Below are 24577 nucleotides of genomic sequence, written 5' to 3'. Positions count from 1 at the left end.
TGTTGAAACTGACTTGTCTACGCATTGCTTGAAATTGTATTGTGTAGTTAGCATAAAAATTTATCGGTCTGAAATTAAAAAGGTATGAAAAATGGATAACACAAATAAACCAACATTCCACAATGTACTGGAATTTGTGCGTATATTTCGTCGAAAAAACAAATTACAACGCGAAATTGTAGACAATGAGAAAAAAGTTCGAGATAACCAAAAACGTGTACTCCTGCTCGATAATCTGAGCGATTACATAAAACCGGGAATGTCGGTTGAAGATATTCAAGGAATCATTGCTCATATGCGCAGTGATTATGAAGAACGTGTTGATGAATATATCATCAAAAATGCTGAGCTATCTAAAGAACGCCGTGAGTTATCTAAGAAACTCAAAGCGATGGATGGTGGAGTCAAGTAAGTTTTAGTTATTTAAAAAAGAGTAATTCCAATTTGAATTGGTACTTAACCACGCCATTAGGCGTGGTTGCCTTTTGGTGTCAGTAAAACTTAGCTCCAATGAGGCTTGAGTTCTGGATCAATTAAGGCATAAATCTGGTAGTAAGTTTGTTCATCTTCAGACAGTTGCACCAATTGTTTTGCTACATTCTCTCGGTTCACCATGCCATGAACTTCTTCTTGATAAAGTTTGCAATGCCCAGTCCCAGATTGATCCGTAAGGCCACCGAGACGGATGATTGTAAACTATTCGAGTTTATTGGAATCGATGATTGAAAGAAATGAAACTAATTAGTTTTTGCAATGGATAGGATAAAAAAATGGCTCCCTGTGTTGGGAGCCATTTGGATTTACAATCAACCAAAATATCTAATTATTCGAATGGCTGAGGTTTGGACATGGCAGAGGTTGCAATATTTGTTGCAGAATGTCCGCCTGCACCGCCTTTCCCTGCGAATGGATAAGCCGGGCGTTGCCATTCAGTGATAATAACAGGTTTGGTCACCATATCTGGTGCTGGCGCTTTCATCATTGGGGAATAAGCGTGATGATTTTTTTCCATGATAGTCGAAGACTCAACAACTTTTGTCTCTTCCGTTTTAACCTCCTCTGCCTTAGAGTATATTTTCGTTGCGACAGCTGGTTGTTCTTCATGATGTTCCTGTTCGACTATAGACGTCACAATGATAGAATCTGCCGTGTGACGTATTTCTTCAGAATCATGTGATACTAGGATATGCGGTTCTGCATCGCCTAAAAGTTCTGACTGATGTTTTTCATCATGGTTAATGACAGGTTCCACGTTTTCCGGCTCAGAAACTTTAGGTCTTTCTAATTCCGGCTCTACTGGTGTTACGATGGAAGTGTCATTAATAGCAGATTTAGCATTGTCATGATCAGTGCCTTCTTGTTGCTCTGCAACTTTCTGCTCAGTTACTTCAATCTGTGGCACTACTACAGTTGGTGCTGATTCTGCGATTGAAGGCACCAGAATGACTTTTTCCTGCTGCACAGGGGTTGTTTTTTCTTCAACCGTTTCGATAATTACGTTAGCAGAAGTTGAAATTCCAGATTCAGCAATGGCCACAGGTGTAACTGGATAACGAACCCACACTTTGCCTGATGCCAATTCTGGAGATACTACAGCCATTTTCAATGGTACTGGTGATTGAGTCAGATTACGTCCATCACGATAGCGACGACGACGTTGACCACTAACGCGTAAGTGGCGTGGGGAACGGCGGGAACGACGCGGCATTGTGTTGTCTTGCTGATCATTGTTTTGTGGCGCAACAGCTTGTGATTCTGAGTTTTGTGAATCTGCATCTTGTGCAACCGTATTTTGTGATATTTCAGGTTGGTTAGCGGTTTCAGCATTTGAGTCAATAATGGTTGGTACAGACGCTTTTGTCTCTTTTGTCTCTTTGTTGCTGTTTGCTGATACAGGTTCCGGTATCACTGCTGGTAAGGCAGCAACATTAGTTTCTTGTTTCACTTTGTCAGTGATACGTACTTTTTGCTCAAGCTGGCGGCGTTGACGGCGAGGCATGACTGGTTGACACTCTTCAACTTCTTCGACGACATCGGATTGATTTGTTGTCTGCTGAGCTTTTTCTTCCAATTGTTGCTGACGTTTTTCTTCTTGACGACGACGCTGACGTTCAGCTCGTTGTTCACGACGTTGCTGCTGCTGCGCTTCACGAGCTTCATTATCTATCACAATGCTATCTTGAGCATTATTTTTCTGCTGGGCGTTAGCGTTACTACGGCCCTTGCGTTGCTCATCACGCTCACGGTTATTGCGCACATCATTTTCGTTACGTTCGCGACGTTGATTCTGACGGCGTGAGTTGCGACGTTCTGGTGAACGGCGATTATCATTACTAGAAGATTTTTTGCTCTTTTCTTGGGGCTGTTTTTCTTCTTCACCACTGAACATTTTTTTCAGGATACTTAAGAATCGACTGAATAAGCCTGGTTTTTCAGTTTGTTTCTGATTATTGATTACCGCTTTTTTCTCTTTTGTTTTTGCTTTTTCTACTACCGATGATGCAGTTGTCTCTGCGGGCAGATCAAAAGTTGAAATGGCAGGTTGCTCTGGACGTTTGCGTTCATGCTGAACATCATCCTGAACATTTGTCATTTCAGCTTCATGCAGTTGTGGAAGTAAATAGCTCAAGGTTGAAATTTCTTCGCCTTTACGTACACGTAAAACAGAAAAATGCGGAGTCTGCATTTGATCGTTTGGAACAATGACAACTCCAACACCGCCTTGACGATGCTCAATGGCACTGACTGCCTTACGTTTTTCATTCAGTAAGTAGGAAGCAATTTGCACAGGAACAATTGCATGAACCTGATGCGTATTTTCTTTCAGAGCTTCTTCTTCGATTAAGCGAAGAATAGAGAGAGACAGTGATTCGTTATCTCGAATAGTTCCGGTACCGCTGCAACGAGGGCAGACATGATGGCTGGATTCACCAAGAGATGGACTTAAGCGTTGGCGTGACATCTCCAGTAATCCAAAGCGGGAAATTCGGCCGATTTGAATGCGGGCGCGATCTTGGCGTACAGCATCACGCAGTCGGTTCTCAACCTCACGTTGATGGCGCACCGGGGTCATGTCAATGAAATCGATAACAATAAGGCCACCAAGGTCACGCAAACGCAATTGACGTGCAATTTCATCAGCGGCTTCCAAGTTGGTATTAAATGCTGTTTCTTCGATATCACCCCCGCGGGTTGAACGGGATGAGTTGATATCGATAGATATCAAGGCTTCAGTAGTATCGATGACTACTGAACCGCCAGAAGGCAGCCGAACTTCCCGCTGGAAGGCAGATTCGATTTGCGATTCGATTTGATAATGGCTGAACAGTGGGACTTCACCACTGTACAGTTTGATTTTACTGGCAAAATCAGGACGTCCCAATGCTGTGATATGCTGGCGTGCTAAGTCAAGAATTTTAGGGTTATCAATCAATATTTCCCCAATGTCTGGACGAAGATAATCACGGAATGCACGCACGATAACATTACTTTCCTGATGGATCAGGAACGGAGCGGGATGGTTGTCTGCGGCTTTTTTGATAGCTTCCCAATGTTTCAAACGGAAATTCAAGTCCCCCTGCAAAGCGTCGGCAGATTTGCCTACACCTGCGGTACGAACAATAAGCCCCATACCTTCTGGAACTTCAAGGGAAGAAAGCGCTTCTTTTAATTCGATGCGGTCATCTCCCTCAATGCGGCGAGAAATTCCGCCCGCTCTTGGGTTATTTGGCATCAGAACTAGATAGCTACCAGCCAAACTGATAAAGGTTGTTAAAGCGGCGCCTTTGTTACCTCGTTCTTCTTTATCAACTTGGACGATGACTTCCTGACCTTCTTTAAGGATATCCTTAATGTTAGGGCGGCCGTGGGAGTGATAATTACTTGGGAAATATTCGCGAGCAATTTCTTTAATGGGTAGGAAACCATGACGTTCCGCGCCGTAATCAACAAAAGCGGCTTCTAGGCTAGGTTCAATTCGAGTAATTTTACCTTTATATATATTTGCCTTTTTCTGCTCGTGTCCTGGACTTTCAATATCTAAATCATAAAGACGTTGCCCATCAACAAGGGCAACGCGCAACTCTTCCTGCTGGGTTGCGTTGATTAACATTCTTTTCATTCTAACTTACTCATTATTTTACATTAATATAGAGCTGCGAGTAAACGAGGGAGAACTACTGGCTACCGATGACCTCGTGTCTTTTACAAAACCGCCAGCCTCACGGCTATCGTTTGCATAGAGGTGCCTATTTGTCGATGAGTCTGAATTTCATTTAAACACAGTACTCTATTGGGATGCTGCAATAGCATAGGTACAAATTTTTCCCAATCCAGTAAGCTGCCACCCACAGCCCATAAATTGCTTGATCAAACATTACGTCTTATGCATTTGCTGCGTTTTTGTTCGATCAAACAGATAACAAACAATTTCAATCTTGCCATTCATAGTTTAGTAAACTGTGGCCAGAAAGCATTATTCCATTGCTATTGGGGTGATAGCAAGGTGACTTTGTCGCTTTGCGGGTTTTTTATTAGGAAATAGTGATAACTTGTTAATCTTTAGTCTTTATCCTAAGACACTTGAAATAATGAAGTAGAAAAAATGGATGTTATTTAGGCACATTTAAAAATGAGTGGCGCTCTGTTTGTTGGATTATTAGAATCTTGTCCATGAAAACAAATAATCAAATTGTACAATTTGTCACGATTGATGACGATGAGGCTGGTCAGCGAGTTGATAACTTTTTGCTGGCTCGTTTAAAAGGTGTACCTAAGAGCATGATCTATCGGATCTTGCGTAAAGGTGAAGTTCGAGTTAACAAAGGAAGAATCAAGCCTGAATATAAATTGACAGCAGGTGATGTCATCAGGATCCCACCGGTTAGGGTAGCAGAAAGGCAAGAAACCCCTGTATCTGCCAAGCTGGATAAAGTTGCAGCTCTGGCAGAATGTATCTTGTATGAAGATGATCATATTTTAGTCATAAACAAACCGTCGGGAACCGCGGTGCATGGAGGCAGCGGCTTGAGTTTTGGCGTGATAGAAGGACTACGTGCCCTGCGTCCTGAAGCGCGCTTCCTTGAACTGGTACATAGGCTCGATCGTGATACATCGGGTATTCTGTTGATTGCGAAAAAGCGTTCTGCATTGCGGGCATTGCATGAGCAATTACGCTTGAAGCAGATGCAGAAAGACTATCTGGCACTAGTACGCGGGCAATGGCAATCCCATTGTAAAGTAGTAGAAGCACCTTTGTTGAAAAATATCCTGCAAAGCGGGGAAAGGGTGGTTAAAGTCAGTAAAGAAGGCAAACAGTCTGAAACACGTTTCAAAGTTGAAGAGCGATATATGTTTGCGACATTGGTACGAGTGAGTCCAGTAACGGGACGAACCCATCAGATCCGCGTGCACACTTTATATGCCGGTCATCCTATTGCGTTTGATGATCGTTATGGTGATAGAGCATTTGATGCACAGCTTACAGAAACCGGACTTAACCGATTGTTCTTGCATGCCAGCTCATTAAAATTCACCCATCCATCCACGGGGGAAACGCTACGTTTCGAAGCCCCAATGGATGATAGGTTGTGGAAGTGTTTAAGAACACTGCGACACAATAATCACTGAGAATATGCCGTCAGTGGGTTTATCCCCTGACGGATAAGCATTTCTGTTAAAGTTATTAATGGTAAACCGATAAGTGTATTTGGATCTTTACCATCAAGTTTTTCAAATAACGTAATTCCTAAACCTTCACTTTTGAAACTACCAGCACAATTGAAGGGTTTTTCTTTGTTTAAATAATGGATAATTTCTGTTTCTGTAAGCTCTCTGAAATAGACATGGAATAGCTCACAACGAGTATCAACACTTCCTGTTTTGCTATTGAATAATGTAATGCCGGTATAAAAAGTGACACATTTTCCACTGGCTTTTTTCAGCTGTAAGAAAGCATTCTCCAAATTATGTGGCTTGCCTGTAATTTTATCATCTAAAACACAAACTTGATCTGACGCTATAATCAGATGGCTAGAATGTTCCCATTGCAATGTAACGGCTTTTGCGTGTGACAGCCGTATTACCAATTGTTTTGGGCTTTCATTTTCCAGCGGGCTTTCATCAATATTGGGGGAAGCACAAGTAAAAGGTAACCCCAACTTTTCTAATAATAGGCGTCGATATACAGAAGTTGACGATAAAACAATCGGAAGCATCATTTTTCCATAAAATACGTAGAGAAATATTCGTAGGCATTTTAAACTATACGCCGCTTAATAAGCGAATATTTAACGGAAAGGCGCAGATGTGTGGCCTTTTTCTTTGACTATGTCTCATTACAAAGATAATATGCGCGCCTTATGCAAAAGGTAAAATTACCCCTGACCATCGATGCGCTTCGAACAGCCCAGAAGAGATTGGACTACCATGGTAGTTATTCTGCTGGGCAAGTTTCTCGTATTGCGGAATCCGTGGTCAGTGTGGATAGTGATGTAGATAGCTCATTATCATTTGAAATTGATAATCAGCGTCTGGCAGTTGTAAAAGGGCATTCCGATGTGGATGTTACGCTTGCCTGCCAGCGTTGTGGCAGTAATTTCAGTCATCATGTTCACACAACGTATTGTTTTAGCCCGGTCGTCAATGATGAGCAGGCTGAGGCATTACCGGAAGAGTATGAGCCAATAGACGTTAACGAATTTGGCGAAATAGATTTGCTGGCAATGATTGAAGATGAAATAATTCTATCTCTGCCGGTAGTTCCGGTACATGATTCTGAACACTGTGAAGTGTCCGACGCGGATATGGTGTTTGGTGAACTTCCTCCTGAAGCGGAAAAGCCAAACCCATTTGCCGTATTAGCCAGTTTAAAGAAAAGTACTTAAGGAGTAAGGTCAATGGCCGTACAACAGAATAAACCAACTCGTTCTAAACGTGGTATGCGTCGTTCTCATGACGCACTGACTGCAACACATGTCTCTGTAGACAAAACTTCTGGTGAAACTCACCTGCGCCATCACGTGACTGCTGATGGTTATTACCGTGGCCGCAAGGTAATCAACAAGTAATTTCAGCTAATCATTAGCAAGTTGATATCTTGGCTAATCTAACCTTAGCGTTAGATGCTATGGGCGGGGACTTTGGTCCTCGTGTTACGGTGCCTGCTGCATTGCAGGCACTGGCATCTAATCCACAACTGAAGCTATTGTTGGTCGGTAATCCCGAAACTATCTCCCCTTTGCTTGCAAATCAAAATGCTGAGCTGCTCAGCCGCTTGCAAATTGTCCCTGCGGAACATATCGTTTCCAACGATGCAAGGCCATCTCAGGCTATTCGTTCCAGTCACGGTACTTCAATGCGTATAGCATTAAATTTAGTCAAGTCGGGAGAAGCACAGGCTTGTGTCAGTGCGGGGAATACGGGCGCTTTGATGGGATTGGCCAAATTGATGCTGAAATCCATTGAAGGAATTGAACGGCCTGCGTTGATGACCGTGATACCTAATCTAAAACAGCAGAAGACGGTTGTATTGGATTTAGGCGCTAATATTAATTGTAATAGCAACATGTTAGTTCAGTTTGCGATTATGGGCGCCGTCATGGCGGAGTATGTTGCTGGTGTGGATAATCCACGCGTTGCATTACTCAATATCGGGGAAGAGGAATCCAAGGGGCTGGATAATATCCGCGAAGCCGCTATAACTTTACGCAATGCCTCTGCAATTAATTACATTGGGTATGTGGAAGGAAATGAGTTACTGACGGGAAAAACGGATGTGCTCGTATGTGACGGCTTCGCAGGTAATGTTACGCTGAAGACAATGGAAGGTGCGATCAGAATGATTCTATCTCTGATAAAGTCACCGGATGGTCAGCAGAAAAAATCATCTTGGTTGATGAAACTATTCAAGATGAAGGTATTTAAAAAATGGTTACTAAGACAGGTAACTAAACGGTTTGGCCATCTAAACCCTGACCAGTATAACGGAGCAACGTTATTAGGCTTGCGTGGCATCGTCATCAAAAGTCACGGTGCTGCCAATGAACGTGCTTTTAAGGCTGCTATTGATCAAGCTATTCAAGCTATAGAGAAGCAGGTTCCTGACAGAATCGCTGCCCGGCTGGATACAGTATTACCCAAGAGTGAATAAACATAAATGTATACAAAGATCTTAGGTACGGGCAGTTATTTGCCTGCTCAGGTGCGTACTAACGCAGATTTAGAAAAAATGGTAGATACGTCTGACGAGTGGATTGTGACTCGGACAGGCATTCGTGAACGCCGTATTGCAGCTGAAGATGAAAATGTTGCAATTTTGGGGTTTAAAGCCGCTGAAAAGGCCATAGAAATGGCTGGCATCAATAAGGCACAGATTGACTTAATCGTTGTCGCAACAACAAGCTCAACGCACGCCTTCCCAAGTGCGGCGTGCCAAATTCAGCAGTTACTGGGAATTCAAGGAATTGCGGCTTTTGATGTTGCAGCAGCATGTGCTGGCTTTACTTACGCGCTGAGCGTTGTAGATAAATTTATTAAAACTGGTGCTGCTAAACATGCACTGGTAATCGGTTCTGACATTATTTCAAGACTTGTAGATCCTGAAGATCGCAGTACAGTTATTCTTTTCGGAGATGCAGCAGGAGCAATGGTAGTTGGAGCTTCAGAGGAACCAGGCATCTTATCTACGCATCTTCATGCCGATGGTCGTTATGGTGATTTGCTGTCATTACCTCATCAAAGTCGAGTGAAGTGTGATACACCAGAATACGTGACTATGGCTGGAAACGAAGTCTTTAAAGTTGCTGTTCGCGAATTAGCTAATATTGTTGATGAAACATTAGAAGCCAACAATTTGGCTCACTCTCAGCTTGATTGGCTGGTACCTCATCAGGCGAATTTGCGTATCATTTTGGCAACGGCCAAGAAATTAGATATGACAATGGATAAAGTGGTCGTGACTCTGGATCGTCATGGCAATACCTCGGCAGCATCTGTTCCGACCGCGTTCGATGAAGCGGTGCGTGATGGAAGAATCCAGCGCGGCCAACTTGTTTTACTTGAAGCATTCGGCGGTGGCTTTACCTGGGGCTCAGCGCTAGTACGTTTTTAACTCAACAGGACAATAAACATGTCTGATTTTGCAATGGTTTTTCCCGGTCAAGGTTCTCAATCTCTGGGTATGTTGGCAGATTTAGCCTCAGAGTTTCCACTGGTTGAACAGACGTTCGCAGAGGCTTCTGTGGTTTTGGGATATGATTTGTGGACATTAGTTCAGCAAGGGCCTGCAGAAGAACTGAACAAAACTTGGAAAACTCAACCTGCGTTGCTGGCAGCTTCAGTGGCGATTTGGCGAATATGGCAGGAGAAAGGTGGTAAGGTGCCTTCCATGATGGCAGGTCATAGTCTTGGCGAATATTCTGCGCTGGTCTGCGCTGGTGTGATTGAATTCCAACAAGCAATTAAACTCGTTGAATTGCGTGGGAAGCTGATGCAGGAAGCCGTACCAGAAGGGCAAGGGGCAATGTATGCCATTATCGGTTTAGATAATGAGTCTATTGCAAAGGCATGTGAAGAATCAGCACAAGGTCAGGTTGTTTCACCTGTTAATTTCAATTCACCTGGGCAGGTTGTGATCGCAGGTGAAAAAGATGCCGTAGAACGTGCGGGAGCAGCATGTAAGGCTGCGGGTGCAAAACGTGCGTTGCCGTTATCTGTTAGTGTGCCTTCGCATTGTGCACTTATGAAATCCGCAGCCGAGCAACTAGCAGCTGCACTGCAAGAAGTTGAGTTTAACCAGCCACAATTCCCTATCGTGAATAACGTCGATGTAAAAGTAGAAAAAACTGCTGATGTTATTCGAGACGCCTTGGTTCGTCAGCTGTATAATCCTGTACGTTGGGCAGAATCAGTTGAATATATTGCTGAGCAAGGCGTTGAACAATTGTTGGAAATCGGGCCGGGTAAGGTACTCACTGGGTTAACGAAACGTATTGTTGATACTTTAAGTGCTGTAGCAGTAAATGATGTATCATCACTCACAGTTGCTCTGAACAAATGACTGGGGAAAACATGAGCTTTGATGGAAAAATTGCACTGGTCACTGGCGCTAGCCGTGGTATAGGTCGTGCGATTGCAGAATTATTGGTTGAGCGTGGTGCATGTGTTGTTGGCACTGCAACCAGTGAGAAGGGAGCGGAAGCAATCAGTGCCTTCCTTGGTGATAAAGGTAAAGGTTTTGTACTGAATGTCACAGATTCTGAATCCATTGAGAATGCACTATCGAATATTCGTGCTGAATTTGGTGAAATAGACATTTTAGTTAATAATGCAGGCATCACTCGTGATAACTTGTTGATGCGCATGAAAGATGATGAATGGCAAGATATTATTGACACTAATCTTTCTTCGATTTTTCGTCTGTCAAAAGCAGTGATGCGCTCTATGATGAAAAAACGTTATGGACGTATTATTTCCATTGGCTCTGTTGTTGGAACGATGGGAAATGCAGGGCAGGCGAATTACACGGCAGCGAAGGCAGGAGTTGTTGGTTTTAGTAAATCACTGGCTCGTGAAGTCGCTTCTCGTGGCATCACTGTAAATGTTGTTGCACCTGGTTTTATTGAAACTGATATGACCAGAGCGTTGACAGACGAGCAACGAGCAGGTATTTCTGCTGGAATTCCTGCCAATCGCCTCGGTGATGCAAAGGAAATTGCCAGTGCTGTAGCGTTTCTTGCTTCTGACGAGGCCGCTTACATCACAGGTGAGACATTGCATGTCAATGGTGGCATGTACATGATCTAAAAAATGAGCGAACCCTCTGTTTTTGATGTATTTTTTGTACAGAAAATACAGATTGTGGTTCGACCAGCCGGGATTTGGTTGCATCTTTTCCTGTATTTTATAAACTACGAAAACCATCGCAGAAGCGAGTTTTGATAGGAAATTTAATAGTATGAGCACTATCGACGAACGCGTTAAGAAAATCATCGTTGAACAACTGGGTGTTAAAGAGGAAGAAGTTGTGAACACAGCTTCATTTGTTGATGACTTGGGCGCTGATTCTCTTGACACAGTTGAACTGGTAATGGCTCTGGAAGAAGAGTTCGATATCGAGATCCCAGACGAAGAAGCTGAAAAAATCACTACAGTTCAGGCTGCTATTGACTACGTTGAAAACGCAGGTTAACAAGCACACATACCTAGGCGGTCATTCGACCGCCTATGTTTTTCGTCCTAAATTTTTTCCCTCCCTGGAGGATAACCGTGTCTAAGCGTCGAGTAGTCGTGACCGGACTAGGCATGTTATCTCCTGTCGGCAATACAGTAGAGTCTTCTTGGAACGCTGTTTGTGCAGGACAGAGTGGTATCGGCCTTATCGAACATTTTGACACCTCTAACCATGCAACTAAGTTTGCAGGTGTGGTGAAAAATTTTAATCATGAAGATTTCAATATTTCGCGCAAAGAAGCACGGAAGATGGATCTCTTTATTCAGTATGGTATTGCTGCGGGCAAACAGGCTTTTGAAGATGCAGGAATCGAAGTAACAGAAGCCAATGCTAGCCGCTTTGGTGTTGCTATTGGTTCTGGTATTGGTGGTTTGGGTCTGATTGAAGAAAATCACAGTACATTGTTATCGGCAGGGCCTCGCAAGGTCAGCCCATTCTTTGTACCTTCGACCATCATCAATATGGCGGCAGGCCATTTGAGTATCCTGTATGGTCTTCGTGGCCCGAGCATTTCCATTGCAACTGCTTGCACTTCTGGCGTACATAATATTGGCCATGCGGCTCGTATCATTGCTTACAATGATGCTGACATTATGCTGGCAGGTGGCGCAGAAAAAGCTAGCACAGAATTTGGTGTTGCCGGATTTGGTGCTGCACGTGCATTGTCAACCCGTAATGATGATCCTCAAGGCGCAAGCCGTCCTTGGGATAAAGATCGTGATGGTTTTGTTCTGGGCGATGGTGCAGGTGTTGTCGTTCTTGAAGAATATGAACATGCGAAAAAACGTGGTGCAAAAATCTATGCTGAAGTTATTGGCTTTGGCATGAGCAGCGATGCTTTCCACATGACTTCACCTTCTGAAAATGGAGCGGGTGCGGCTTTAGCAATGCAAAACGCTCTAAAAGATGCGGGAGTTTCACCGGAGCAGGTGGGTTACATCAATGCTCATGGTACTTCAACATCAGTTGGTGATATTGCAGAAGCGCGTGCAGTGGAATCTGTTTTTGGTGAAGGCACTAAAGTATTGGTGAGTTCAACCAAATCAATGACAGGCCACTTATTGGGCGCTGCAGGCGCTGTTGAATCTATTTTTACTATTCTTGCTCTGCGTGATCAGATTGTTCCTCCAACGATTAACTTGGAGAATAAGGATGAGAGCTGTCACTTGGATTTAGTTCCAGGTGAAGCACGTAAAGTTGAAGGAATGGAATACGCATTGTGTAACTCTTTTGGTTTTGGTGGCACCAATGGGTCATTGATTTTCCGCAAGATCTAAAATCACTTTGTGTTTATAAAAAGCCTCAACGTTTGTTGAGGCTTTTTATACCTGTTTTTTATGGTTGTTTTTTATAATGGTTTTTATGAACTGCTTTTATGAAATGTCTTTGCCTGGGTTTTTGCACTGTAGAGACTCCTATATTATTATAACGCCCCTTACTAGCTGAGGTTATCACGCTTTTTATCAAAAATAAGAAATTAAAATGACGTATTGGATTAATGGTAATCAGTGCGATCATTTACCTGTTAATGATCGTGCGGTACAATTTGGTGATGGCTGTTTTACCACAATAAGAGTTGAGCAAGGATTACCAGCCTTGTTACCTTTGCACATAAAACGGTTGCAGAAAGGCGTTGAAAAACTATTTATGCCAGCACTGGATTGGTTTCAGCTTGAGACCCAGATTAAACAGGCTGTAAAAGGGTGTGAATCAGGGGTTTTGAAAGTCATTCTTTCCAGAGGTACGGGAGGTCGTGGCTACAGTTTTGATGACACGCTTGAGCCTACACAGATCCTGTCTTTGAGTTCATATCCTGAACAATATATTGCTCAGCGCCAAAAAGGTGCTTCATTAGTTCTTAGTCCCATTCCAATGGGAATTAATCCCTATCTGGCTGGTATTAAACACTTGAACCGTCTGGAGCAGGTTTTAATTAAGCAGTTCATTGAACAATCCAAAGCAGATGAAGCTTTAGTACTTGATAGTGATGGCCTATTGGTTGAATGCTGTACTGCTAATATTTTCTGGCGAAAAGGAAAAAATGTTTATACGCCTGATGTTAGCCAGTGTGGTGTGGAGGGAGTCATGAGGAAAAAGATAATCGAATTGTTGGCAGAAAGTGATTATAACTTATTATGTGTCATGCGTTACCCTGAAGCTTTGGCTCATGCAGATGAGATACTTATCTGCAATTCCTTGATGCCGGTGGTTCCAGTCGACCGAATTCAAGCGCATAAAAACCAACCTGCGTGGAAATATCAATCAAGAGAGTTGCATGAGTATCTATTACCTGAGTGCTTAAGACCTTAGCTATTTCGTACTCATCATTGAAGCACAGATAAAAGTGATTATCGAATGAAACTAAAAAAGCGCATTTTCATTCTGCCCGGATTGATTGTTGTTGCGATCGCTGTGATCGTATTCTTTTCTTTCATGAAGAAAATACAAGACTTTGCTACTCAGGATATTAATCTCAGTCAAGAGATGATATTTACTGTGCCGGCGGGAACTGGGCGCACTGGTATGGAAGCTTTACTAACCCAGCATAAACTTATTGAAGATAATCAGTTACTGCCATGGTTATTCCGATTTAAGCCGGAGCTGGCGAAGTTTAAGGCCGGAACTTATCGTTTGCAAAAAGGGATGTCCTTAAGAGATGTTTTGCAACTGTTTGCCAGTGGTAAAGAAACACAGTTTTCCATTCGTTTTGTTGAAGGCAGTCGTCTTTCTGACTGGTCAAAAATATTGCAGAATGCACCATACTTAAAGCATGAAATAGAAAGTAAAACACCGCAAGAACTGCTTGATGCTTTGGGTATGAAAGAGGGGGAATCACTGGAAGGCTGGTTTTATCCTGATACCTATATGTATACAGCTGGCACGAGTGATGTGGAGTTACTCAAACGAGCCTATAACAAAATGAAAATGGTAGTAGGGCAGGAATGGGAAAACAGAGAAAAGAATCTGCCATATAAAAGCGCTTATGAAATGCTGATCATGGCCTCTATCATTGAAAAAGAGACTGCAATTGAATCTGAGCGCACCAAAGTTGCTTCTGTATTTGTGAATCGTCTACGGTTAAAGATGAGATTACAAACTGATCCGACGGTGATTTATGGATTGGGAGATAAATATACGGGTACAATTTTTCGCAGTAATCTCAATACGTTGACACCGTACAATACTTATATGATTGATGGATTACCACCAACTCCCATCGCTATGCCAGGTTTGGCTTCAATTAAGGCAGCGGCACATCCTGCTGTCACGGAATACTTATATTTTGTTGCGAATGGCGATGGTGGCCACGCATTCACCACCAATCTAATAGAACATAATAAGGCAGTAGGTCTTTATCGCCAAAGGTTAAAGCAGGATAAATGAACAGTAAATTTATTGTAATTGAAGGACTTGAGGGCGCGGGAAAAACAACCGCAATCCAAACAGTGGTTGAAACCTTGAAACAGTATGGTATTTCTGATTTGACTCTTACCCGTGAACCGGGTGGGACACCATTAGCAGAAAAGTTGCGTGAGCTGATTAAGCAAGGAATTGAAGGAGAACCACTGACAGACAAAGCAGAAGTATTGATGTTATATGCTGCCAGAGTTCAATTGGTGGAAAATATTATCAAACCCGCTTTATCACAGGGAACTTGGGTTGTTGGTGATCGCCATGATCTTTCTTCTCAGGCTTACCAGGGTGGAGGCCGGGGGATTGATCAACATTTGATGGAATCACTACGCGAAGCTGCACTGGGTGATTTTTATCCAGATTTAACCCTCTATCTTGATTTACCCCCAGAAGTAGGCTTACAACGTGCTTGCGCGCGTGGTGAACTGGATCGTATTGAAAAAGAATCTTTAGATTTTTTCCACCGTACTCGTACAAGGTATCTCGAACTTGTGACAAAAGATGACAGTATCAAAATGATTGATGCAGCTCAGCCACTGGAAAAAGTGCAGGATAATATCCGCAATATCTTACTTAATTGGTTAAACGAACAGGAAATACAGGCATGAATTGGTACCCGTGGCTCAATCATGCATACCGTCAGTTAGTTGAATTTCATCAACATGGGCGTGGGCATCACGCTATTTTGCTTCATTCTCATGCTGGGATGGGTGCCGATGCATTGTTGTATGGTTTGAGTCGCTGGTTAATGTGTCAGAATAAACAGGGTATTAAAAGCTGTAGCAAATGCCACGGCTGCCACTTAATGTTGGCGGAAACCCATTCTGATTGGCATGTTCTTGCTCCTGAAAAAGGAAAAAATATTGTTGGAGTAGATGCTGTGCGTCAGCTCAGCGAGAGGCTCTATGAATATTCTCAGCAAGGAGGGGCTAAAATTGCTTGGATCCCATCCGCAGAATCCCTAACTGATGCTGCTTCTAACGCCTTGTTGAAAACATTGGAAGAACCGCCTCAAAACACGTATTTCCTATTACAGTGTCAGAATCCTATAAATTTGTTGGCAACACTACGTAGCCGCTGCTTTTACTATTTTATTCCAGTACCTGAACCTTCGACAGGGCTTTATTGGCTGCAAAATCAGCTACCGACTATATCCTCTCTGGATGCTCAAACAGCATTAAAGCTTTCTCAAGGAGCGCCATTGGCAGCGCAGCAATTGCTTCAGACTGAAAAATGGCAACAAAGAAATTCACTTTGTCAGGCGATTGAACAGGCTCTGCATAAATGTGATACCCTGTCACTTTTACCATTGCTGAATCGTGATGATGTGCAGCAATCTTTGCATTGGTTAATCAGCTTATTATCCGATGCAGTGAAATGGCGGCAGCAGGCACAGAATTACTGTATTAACCAAGATCAGCAGGCCTTGATTCATTATCTTGCTTCTTCTCAAAGTGTGAAAACACTATTAAATACAGTTGATGATTGGGTACATTGCCGTCATCAATTATTATCTGTAGTAGGAGTCAATCGGGAATTGTTGCTAACGAAACAATTACTCAATTGGGAAAGACAGTTTTGTCCCGCACAGTAACTTATTTAGATATGAGCATATTATGTTTTTAGTTGATTCGCATTGTCATCTCGATTGCCTTGATTATGAAACACTGCACAAAAGTGTAGATGATGTTGTGGCGAAAGCCGCAGAACGGGATGTGAAATACATGTTGGCAGTAGCAACGACGCTGCCTGGTTTCCAGCAAATGAAGGATTTGATTGGTAAACGAGAAAACGTAGCGTATTCCTGTGGTATTCATCCATTGAATTTGGATGAAGGTTACGATTTCGAAGAACTTGCCCGGTTGGCTGCGGATGAAGATGTTGTCGCAATGGGGGAAACGGGTCTGGATTATTATTATCAGAAAGAAAATGCTGAACTCCAGAGAACTTCATTTCGTGAACATATCCGTATTGGCCGCAAATTAAATAAGCCAGTGATTGTACATACCCGTGAAGCAAGGGACGATACATTGATGGTATTGCGGGAAGAAAAAGTACAAGAGTGTGGTGGTGTACTGCACTGTTTCACGGAAGATAAAGAAACGGCAAAGGCTGTGCTGGATTTGGGTTTTTATATCTCTTTTTCTGGCATTGTTACTTTCCGTAATGCTGAGCAGATCCGTGAGGCAGCAAAATTCGTGCCACTTGATCGCATTCTGGTAGAAACTGACTCACCTTATTTGGCACCTGTTCCTCATCGTGGCAAACAGAATCAGCCTGCTTATGTACGTGATGTTGCTGAATATATGGCAGTATTGAAAGGTGTCAGTATTGATGAATTGGCTGCGGTGACGACAAGAAATTTTTGTGAACTGTTTCATATTGATATTAAAGAAAACTAAGCTAGCCATGACACATTGTGTTTTTAGGTATCAGTATTCGGGTTTAAGGTTTAACATTTAGATTCAGTACCCGCCTTTGATAATTGTTCATCTTTCATGATAATAAAGGAGAAGTAAGATGGCAGAAGAAACTATTTTCAGTAAAATCATTCGCCGAGAAATTCCTGCAGATATTATTTACCAGGATGATTTGGTAACAGCATTCCGTGATATTTCCCCTCAGGCACCAACACATATTCTGATCATACCTAATGTACTGATCCCAACGGTTAACGATGTTACCGCTGATCATGAGCTTGCTTTGGGGCGTCTATTTACAGTAGCGGCGAAAATAGCAAAAGAGGAAGGTATTGCAGAAGATGGTTACCGCTTAATCATGAACTGTAATCGTCATTCAGGACAGGTGGTTTTCCATATTCATATGCATTTGATTGGTGGCCGTCTATTGGGACCGCTATTAGCAAAATAAGAAGCTGGCAGAATAATCCAATTGATGAGTATCGGTACAAGGTAGCGATGTAACTAGGGTAGATTAATGAAAAGAATTCTCTTTGTTATGTTATCAGCAATATTGCTAGCGAGCTGTGTAACCCCAGTAACACAGCAGCCTGCTCCTATTACACCGACGGAGCCAGAGAAAAAACCGGAGCTGCCGGTAGAGCCATCAGAAAAGGTTCCCCAACCTCCTAAGATTCAGTCTATTAATTGGAATAATATTGTTCAGCCATTAGTTGAACAGATGGTTCATGCTAATGGTTTAGAAGCGGGGAAATTACTACTTGTTGATTCTGTCAAGAACAACACTAATGGCTCATTGCGAATCCTGAAAGCCACAGATGCGATCACAGATGCAATCAGTAATAAACAGGTTTTTCAGATTGTACCGAAGTCTCAAGTCCATGTGGCTAGATTGGCTCTGGGATTATCATCGGAAGATAGCTTGGGGTTGCGCAGTAAGTCTATTGGATTGGCACGTTATTTAAATGCCGATTATGTTCTCTATTCCTTTGTCTCTAACAATCATGGTCAGCGTAATCTGGAAATGCAGTTAATGCTGGTTAAAACTGGCGAGATTCTCTGGTCAGGTCGTGGCGACGTTAATTAATGGTCACTCTTTGTTATGGTCATTCTTTGTTAAAAGTGTTGTGGCAGTTATGGCCTGATATTCCGGCAGAATCGTGGGAAATTAGGCCATTAACAGGCCTGACGCAGACAAGTTACTATATTACAAATAGCCTTATCACAAATAGCCTTATGACAAGTGGAGTGCGTCAGATGGTTGGACGTACCCAAACATCGCATAGCGAGGCGCTTGGTGTAGATCGTCAACGAGAAAACCAGATTTTACGTCGGTTATCTTCTACAGGTATTGCGCCTAAAGTGGTGGCTATGCATGGAACCTGGTTATTGCTTGAGTGGCTAACTGGAACACAAATAGAACCTGATACATTGGGACAGCCAGTTTTGCTGAAATCATTGGCTCAAACACTTGCTATTCTTCATAGTCATTCTCCATTGGGCTATCCGCTTCAATTAAAAAAACAAATTGCATCCCAGTGGCAGCAGATTGACAAAAAACGCTTATCTCCTCGTTGGCTGCGCTTACATAAATTTTTTATGGCAACCAAAATGCCTGGAGCTTTAAAGATAGCGCCAGCTCACATGGATATTCACTCTGATAATCTGTTAATGACCGAAGAAGGGTTAAAATTGATTGATTGGGAGTATGCTGCGGATGTCGATATCGGTTTTTCATTGGCTGTACTGTTCAAGGGAAATCAATGGGATGAGATGCAGCAACAAACTTTTTTGGATTATTACTGTACCCAAGCATCCAGATATTCACATCCCCAATTATTGCAGCAACAAATTAAGCGATGGGAGTCGTGGGTCAGCTATATGATGCTGATGTGGTATGAAGTGCGCTGGCAGCAGAAAAAAGAAAAACAATTTTTATTGTTGGCGCATCCTTTGCGCCAAGCTTTTAAACTGTCGTAATGAATTTAAACCAGCATTGTGCGCTGGTGGAACAAATTTTTAATTCAATAAAGAGAAGTGAGGAATGCTATGGGGCCAGTAATGTTAGATGTTGTTGGCTATGAATTGGATAGTGAAGAACGAGAAATTCTACAGAATCCATTAGTGGGCGGTTTAATTTTATTTACCCGCAATTTCCACGATACAAAGCAATTACGTGAATTAGTTCGTCAAATTCGTGCAGCTTCCCACCATCGTCTGGTAGTCGCGGTTGATCAGGAAGGAGGACGTGTTCAGCGTTTTCATGAGGGTTTTACACGTCTACCTGCGGCACAATCTTTTGCTTGTGTACATGATATGCAAATGGGAGCACATCTGGCAGAAGAATCAGGCTGGTTGATGGCATCAGAAATGATCGCAATGGATATTGATATCAGTTTTGCGCCAGTGCTGGATTTGGGGCATAAGTGTACAGTAATTGGTGAACGCTCATTTCACGAAGAGCCTGAACCAGCAATGGTAATGGCAGAAAAATTTATCAAAGGTATGCATTCTGCGGGAATGAAGTCGACGGGGAAACATTTTCCGGGACATGGGGCAGTGACAGCAGACTCCCATAAAGAAACCCCAAGGGATAACCGCTCAATGGATGCCATTAACTGCCATGATATGGTGATTTTCCGTGATTTCATTCAACGTAAATTACTGGATGCCATTATGCCTGCTCACGTTATTTATCCTCAGATAGATCACCGTCCTGCAAGTGGTTCACTCTATTGGTTGAAATCTATACTCCGCGAGCAATTGGGATTTGAAGGTGTCATTTTTTCCGATGATTTGTCCATGAAAGGTGCGGCGGTGATGGGGAGTTATGCTGAACGGGCTAAGGCATCATTGGATGCGGGTTGTGACATGATTTTGGTGTGCAACAATCGAGAAGGAGCAGTCAGTGTATTGGATAACCTTCCGATAATTGACTCGCCTAAAGTCAAACGGTTATATCATCAAGGCAAACAATTTAGCTTGGAAGAATTACATAAATCTGAACGTTGGCAAAAGGCTAATCAGGCATTACATGGTTTGTGTGAAAAATGGTTAAGATATGAATAATTATTCGATTATGTAAATTTTTCTCAATAAAACAGGAATGGGATCATCGTTGATGTTTCTGTTCCTTTTTCGCAATTTATCCCGACTTTCTCCAGTATTTTTCCCTTCAATATTTTCTTAACAGTTTGGTTTAATATACTCAAAAAGTTGTATTCACATAACATTAACATTGTAAATGTTTATTATTCATAAACCTAATTTATATCTAATTAATTGAAAATCAGTGTGTAATTTTTGTGATTGACGTCTAATTAATCAAAAGAATTTGATTAGAGTTATTTTTGGTATGACCAACTGACCTGCCATGATATTCTGGAGATATTTGCAGTATGAAATTTATTTAGCCTAGTGTTATTTAAGAACGTTATTCAAAGTTTTTTTACTAAAAGTAACGAGTTTAGCACCTTACATAACATTAGTTGTATTTTCAGTGGGGTAGTCATGACAACGCCAAAGACAAGAATTGTCATCATTGGTGGGGGCGCTGGTGGTTTAGAGCTGGCAACGCGTTTGGGACATAAATTAGGGCGTAAGGAAAAAGCCGAAATTACTTTGGTAGATCGCAACAACAGCCATTTATGGAAACCATTATTACATGAAGTAGCAACAGGTTCTCTTGATGATGGTGTTGATGCATTGAGTTATTTGGCTCATGCAAGTAATCATTATTTCAATTTCCAGCTAGGTACACTCACGAATATCAATCGTGAGAAGAAGAAAATTACTCTGGCTGAAATCCGTGATGAAGGCAGTGATTTGTTGGTACCAGAGCGTGAGTTGGCTTACGACATTCTTGTCATGGCTCTGGGCAGCCGATCTAATGATTTTGGTACGGCTGGTGTGAAGGAAAACTGTATTTTCCTTGATAACCAACAACAGGCACATCGTTTTCATAACGAGATGTTAAACTTATTCCTGAAATATTCTGCAAATCAATGTGCAGAAGAAAAAGTGAATATCGCGATTGTTGGTGGTGGTGCGACTGGCGTAGAGCTTTCCGCGGAACTATATAATGCGGTTAAGCAATTTAACAGCTATGGCTTTGAAAGTCTGAATTCAGATGCCTTGAATGTGACTTTGGTTGAAGCGGGAGAGCGGATTCTGCCTGCATTGCCAACACGTATTTCCAGTGCGGCCCATCAAGAATTGACTAAACTGGGTGTTAAGGTATTAACCAAGACTATGGTGACCAGTGCTGATGAGCACGGGTTGAACACAAAAGATGGTGAGCAGATTAAAGCTTCTCTGATGGTTTGGGCAGCGGGAATTCAAGCTCCTGACTTTATGAAAGATATTGGTGGGCTGGAAACAAACCGCATAAATCAATTAGTTGTGAAGCTGACTTTGCAAACCACACTGGATGATCGTATTTTCGCCATTGGGGATTGTGCATCATGCCCGAAAAAAGAGGGTGGTTTCGTTCCTCCTCGTGCTCAGTCTGCACACCAGATGGCAAGCCGTTGCTATGATAATATTCTGGCATTGTTGAATGAAAAACCATTGAAAGAGTATGTTTACAAAGATCATGGCTCATTGGTTTCATTATCGAAGTTCAGTACTGTTGGTAGCCTGATGGGGAACTTGATGCGTGGTTCAATGATGGTTGAAGGCCGTATTGCTCGTATTGTTTATATCTCTTTGTATCGTATGCATCAGGTAGCTTTGCATGGATATATTAAAACAGGCTTGATGATGTTGGTTGGAGGAATTAACCGCGTCATTCGTCCACGATTGAAATTGCATTAATCAGCTAGAAAATGGCTCGTCTTAAAGTAATTAATTGAGATGAGCTATTTATCTCTCTATTATATTAATTGTTATACATATCATAATTATTCTTCCCTAAATTTATCTCAGTCATTTATTATAACGATTGAGACTGTATTTAAATTAAATACAGATTTCGCTTAAGTTAACTCATTATTGTTATATGTGATAAATTATTAAATAATGAGTTGTAATTATATTGATCTAGTATCCAATATATGCTTAATTGACTTAGCTATTCATGCCTAATTAATCGATAACTTAATAATTTATCATTAGATTTATTTAATCGTTGCAATAAAGTGGGTTTTAGTGAGATTACTGTAGTATCAGAACTCATCCCAGTCTGTAATATTAAAAATGGTGTATATCTTTTATTTTTGTATTTCCACTATGTTAGCTGTATTTGTTCACTTTTTATTTACCATTTTTGTTCTGGATTATATGTAAACAGAAGCAATGGGCTTGAAGGTACATTTTTATTTGGCAATTTGCATGTGGACAAATGACTAATAATTTTATTATATTAATGGAATGGGATTTTTCTTAAATAATGAATTTGGCACATTTTTAGCTCCCTTTAAATATTTGGAAAATATTTTTCCGCTCAAATTGTATGGGAAATTATAATATATCAAGGTGCTATGTGGTTAAACGAAATAAAAGACTGTACATAATTGGTTCTATAATTACTATTTTTGCCATCATTGGGGCAACCGTATCGTTTTATTTTGAATCTCCACGCCCTAGCGTTGCGCAAGTATTATCTTCGAATCCTATCAAATCAACGATTGTTGTTCGTCAATCTTATTGTCATATTGCGGTGCTTCCTATCCCTGCCACAGTAAAAGATATTTCAGGAAATAGTTCGATTGAATATGAATATCGTATTTTAACTCTTCTTGACCATTTGAAAGTAGAGAGAGAATATCCTGCTTTAACCCATTCAGCATTAAAAAACTGCACAGAATTTAGTTTTAAGAAACCACGTGTTGTCGCATATGACGTAAATTATGTCATTGGAGAAGTGCCAGGAAAAGTCAGGATAGAGTACAAACCTGATGATACTATCCCTTTAAATGAGAAAGGTCAGTTAATTCTGAAATCATACTCACAACAATGATCTTGTTTTGCCTCTTAGCAGTATGTGGAGCAAAAAGTAGTGTGTAGAGTAAAAAGTAGAAGTTCACTTGCTTTTAATCATTGCATTATCATAGAAATCTGAAATTTTAGCATCCGGGAGAAGCTGAATACGTTTTATAGAGTGTGTGCTCCAGAATCCCAGATTTTTCAGTTCCCAGGTGTGGTCATAATGAAAGCATGGGGATTCTATTATTTTCAGAAACCCCATTGAGAATGGCTGTCAGCTAAAAAGGTTAAAAACAGCAATACCAAAACTACCAAGACCGACTAATAGAACCATTAAATTAGAAAAAGAACGATAGGGTCGTAGTGGTTTAACCAAGTACGTTGATAGAGACGGTAAAATAAACAAAATAAGCGCAATCATAGGTCCAGTGATGCCTGCGATAACGTTCAGAGTATTCGGATTCCAGATAGTAATCATTAAAGTAAGGGAAAAAATGATAGCCATGCCGATCAACTTATCACGTACTTTATTTTCTTTATGATGGAGAATTTTACTCTCCAATGCTCCGACTAATCCTCTGACTCCCTCCAATGCCCCAAAATAAGTTCCTAAGAATGATTTTGTCATAGCAATGATAGCAACAGGGGTTGCCGTTATTGCTATCCAATAAAAGCCCTCTTTCTGCGCGATCGCGCTGAGAATGGTAATATTGTTGTCTTTAGTTGCCTGTATTTCCTGAGGTGTTAACGTTAAAACACAACTAAATACAAAGAATAAAATGACTATGCAGATTAGCGCATAAGTGGGTTTCACAATCTGTTTAATGTGGTATTCCGCATCTGTTGTATAGGCTCGTTTACAGTAGTTAGAAAAAGTAGACATGATCGGGGTGTGGCTGAAAGAGAATACCATGACTGGCATTAGTAACCAAAGTGCTCTCATTGAATCCAGGTCAGTATGAATATTGCTGATAAGATGTTTAATCTTTGCACTATCCCATTGAAATACAAGCGTTACAGATAATGTCAGTAGATAAAGAATGAGTGGAAGAACTAACACGCCCATGAATTTTAGTGTGATTTTTTTACCCAATAAGAAAATTAGGTGTAACCCTAGAACGACCATAAACGCTGTCAGTATTCGTGGAAACTGAATCTGCCAAAATTGCTGCAACAAAATGGTAACGGAATTGGTGATAGATATTGCATAAACAAAAATAATAAGCAGGAAAGTTAGTGCGTAAAAAAAGTTTATGATACGAGCTATCCTGATCCCATAATATTGTTTGGTTGCACTGAGTAATGTGGGGGAATGGGAATCGCTGGTAATGATATAACGTGCAAGACCTAGGTGAGAGTAATAGGTAAATGGGAATGCTATCAATAGCATAACCAACATAGCAAGTGGTCCGGATAGTCCTAATTGTATAGGGAGAAACAGGGTTCCTGCACCTACTGCCGTTCCGAATAATGCATAAAACCAAATATTGTATTCATGAATCCACTTTTGTTCCGTCTTCAAGTGCGTCTCCTACTAAGTTTATAGTTTTTTATGTTTTCCTAAACCAGGATAAAGATAAATCTTTTC

Annotated in this window: 24 protein-coding genes; 21 read left to right on the top strand and 3 right to left on the bottom strand. The window is 41.5% G+C overall.

Going from position 1 to position 24577, the window contains the following annotated elements:
• Nucleotides 1–91 precede the first annotated feature (91 nt).
• On the top strand, nt 92–412 hold the full coding sequence (gene tmaR, locus BM135_RS10285) for a PTS system regulator TmaR (RefSeq protein ID WP_069316200.1): 321 nt from the start codon (nt 92–94) through the stop codon (nt 410–412).
• 411 nt (nt 413–823) lie between these two features.
• Here tmaR and rne read toward each other — a convergent pair whose 3' ends face one another.
• Nucleotides 824–4120: a ribonuclease E gene (rne, locus tag BM135_RS10275; RefSeq protein ID WP_092519651.1), complete on the bottom strand. Its 3297-nt coding sequence runs from the start codon at nt 4118–4120 to the stop codon at nt 824–826.
• A 551-nt stretch (nt 4121–4671) separates the two neighbouring features.
• Here rne and rluC point away from each other — a divergent pair.
• A complete protein-coding gene (gene rluC, locus BM135_RS10270) occupies nt 4672–5628 on the top strand; it encodes a 23S rRNA pseudouridine(955/2504/2580) synthase RluC (protein ID WP_092519650.1) in 957 nt (318 codons plus the stop codon).
• Here rluC and BM135_RS10265 read toward each other — a convergent pair.
• Entirely contained in the window at nt 5622–6215 is a 594-nt protein-coding gene (locus tag BM135_RS10265) for a Maf family protein (protein WP_092519649.1), read from the bottom strand. The two genes, rluC and BM135_RS10265, sit on opposite strands and share 7 nt — an antisense overlap.
• A gap of 144 nt (nt 6216–6359) precedes the next feature.
• Here BM135_RS10265 and yceD point away from each other — a divergent pair, with 144 nt between their 5' ends.
• The 19 genes from yceD (at nt 6360) to umoD (ending at nt 23023) form a co-directional block, all read left to right on the top strand.
• On the top strand, nt 6360–6884 hold the full coding sequence (yceD, locus tag BM135_RS10260; RefSeq protein ID WP_092519648.1) for a 23S rRNA accumulation protein YceD: 525 nt from the start codon (nt 6360–6362) through the stop codon (nt 6882–6884).
• Nucleotides 6885–6896: 12 nt separating this feature from the next.
• Complete coding sequence (gene rpmF, locus BM135_RS10255; protein WP_004247080.1) at nt 6897–7067, top strand: 50S ribosomal protein L32; 171 nt, start codon at nt 6897–6899, stop codon at nt 7065–7067.
• A gap of 29 nt (nt 7068–7096) precedes the next feature.
• Complete coding sequence (gene plsX / locus BM135_RS10250; RefSeq protein ID WP_092519647.1) at nt 7097–8149, top strand: phosphate acyltransferase PlsX; 1053 nt, start codon at nt 7097–7099, stop codon at nt 8147–8149.
• Nucleotides 8150–8155: 6 nt separating this feature from the next.
• On the top strand, nt 8156–9109 hold the full coding sequence (locus tag BM135_RS10245; RefSeq protein WP_092519646.1) for a beta-ketoacyl-ACP synthase III: 954 nt from the start codon (nt 8156–8158) through the stop codon (nt 9107–9109).
• Between the two features lie 18 nt (nt 9110–9127).
• Nucleotides 9128–10057 (top strand): ACP S-malonyltransferase, encoded by a 930-nt coding sequence (fabD, locus tag BM135_RS10240; RefSeq protein ID WP_092519645.1) that lies wholly within the window; start codon nt 9128–9130, stop codon nt 10055–10057.
• Nucleotides 10058–10068: 11 nt separating this feature from the next.
• A complete protein-coding gene (fabG, locus tag BM135_RS10235; RefSeq protein WP_092519644.1) occupies nt 10069–10803 on the top strand; it encodes a 3-oxoacyl-ACP reductase FabG in 735 nt (244 codons plus the stop codon).
• Between the two features lie 151 nt (nt 10804–10954).
• The gene (acpP, locus tag BM135_RS10230; protein WP_092519643.1) at nt 10955–11188 is read left to right on the top strand and encodes an acyl carrier protein; all 234 of its coding nucleotides are present in this window, start codon (nt 10955–10957) and stop codon (nt 11186–11188) included.
• A gap of 77 nt (nt 11189–11265) precedes the next feature.
• Entirely contained in the window at nt 11266–12507 is a 1242-nt protein-coding gene (fabF, locus tag BM135_RS10225; RefSeq protein WP_092519642.1) for a beta-ketoacyl-ACP synthase II, read from the top strand.
• Between the two features lie 205 nt (nt 12508–12712).
• A complete protein-coding gene (pabC, locus tag BM135_RS10220) occupies nt 12713–13540 on the top strand; it encodes an aminodeoxychorismate lyase (RefSeq protein WP_092519641.1) in 828 nt (275 codons plus the stop codon).
• Nucleotides 13541–13585: 45 nt separating this feature from the next.
• The gene (gene mltG / locus BM135_RS10215; RefSeq protein WP_092519640.1) at nt 13586–14614 is read left to right on the top strand and encodes an endolytic transglycosylase MltG; all 1029 of its coding nucleotides are present in this window, start codon (nt 13586–13588) and stop codon (nt 14612–14614) included.
• Nucleotides 14611–15252, top strand: coding sequence for a dTMP kinase (gene tmk / locus BM135_RS10210; RefSeq protein ID WP_092519639.1), 642 nt, complete (start codon nt 14611–14613; stop codon nt 15250–15252). Before mltG ends, tmk begins: the two co-directional genes overlap by 4 nt.
• The gene (gene holB, locus BM135_RS10205; protein WP_092519638.1) at nt 15249–16238 is read left to right on the top strand and encodes a DNA polymerase III subunit delta'; all 990 of its coding nucleotides are present in this window, start codon (nt 15249–15251) and stop codon (nt 16236–16238) included. The genes tmk and holB overlap by 4 nt, the downstream gene beginning before the upstream one ends.
• A gap of 22 nt (nt 16239–16260) precedes the next feature.
• Nucleotides 16261–17046, top strand: coding sequence for a metal-dependent hydrolase (locus BM135_RS10200; RefSeq protein WP_092519637.1), 786 nt, complete (start codon nt 16261–16263; stop codon nt 17044–17046).
• Nucleotides 17047–17164: 118 nt separating this feature from the next.
• On the top strand, nt 17165–17515 hold the full coding sequence (gene hinT / locus BM135_RS10195) for a purine nucleoside phosphoramidase (RefSeq protein WP_092519636.1): 351 nt from the start codon (nt 17165–17167) through the stop codon (nt 17513–17515).
• Between the two features lie 66 nt (nt 17516–17581).
• Nucleotides 17582–18151 (top strand): penicillin-binding protein activator LpoB, encoded by a 570-nt coding sequence (gene lpoB, locus BM135_RS10190; protein ID WP_092519635.1) that lies wholly within the window; start codon nt 17582–17584, stop codon nt 18149–18151.
• Nucleotides 18151–19044 carry a phosphotransferase gene (locus BM135_RS10185; RefSeq protein ID WP_092519634.1) on the top strand — a complete coding sequence of 298 codons (894 nt, stop codon included), beginning with the start codon at nt 18151–18153 and terminating at the stop codon, nt 19042–19044. Before lpoB ends, BM135_RS10185 begins: the two co-directional genes overlap by 1 nt.
• 69 nt (nt 19045–19113) lie before the next feature.
• Nucleotides 19114–20133, top strand: a complete 1020-nt coding sequence (nagZ, locus tag BM135_RS10180; protein ID WP_092519633.1) for a beta-N-acetylhexosaminidase — start codon at nt 19114–19116, stop codon at nt 20131–20133.
• Between the two features lie 441 nt (nt 20134–20574).
• Nucleotides 20575–21879, top strand: coding sequence for an NAD(P)/FAD-dependent oxidoreductase (locus BM135_RS10175; RefSeq protein WP_092519632.1), 1305 nt, complete (start codon nt 20575–20577; stop codon nt 21877–21879).
• A gap of 667 nt (nt 21880–22546) precedes the next feature.
• Nucleotides 22547–23023, top strand: a complete 477-nt coding sequence (umoD, locus tag BM135_RS10170; protein WP_092519631.1) for a UmoD family flagellar biogenesis regulator — start codon at nt 22547–22549, stop codon at nt 23021–23023.
• Nucleotides 23024–23263: 240 nt separating this feature from the next.
• On the opposite strand, the gene BM135_RS10165 is transcribed toward umoD, so the two are convergent.
• The gene (locus tag BM135_RS10165) at nt 23264–24511 is read right to left on the bottom strand and encodes an amino acid permease (RefSeq protein WP_092519630.1); all 1248 of its coding nucleotides are present in this window, start codon (nt 24509–24511) and stop codon (nt 23264–23266) included.
• Between the last annotated feature and the right edge of the window lie 66 nt (nt 24512–24577).

It is taken from the genome of Xenorhabdus japonica (assembly GCF_900115195.1).
Lineage (GTDB): Bacteria > Pseudomonadota > Gammaproteobacteria > Enterobacterales > Enterobacteriaceae > Xenorhabdus > Xenorhabdus japonica.
The sequence above is the reverse complement of the archived record's forward strand: the minus strand, read 5'-3'. Positions and strand labels throughout refer to the sequence as shown.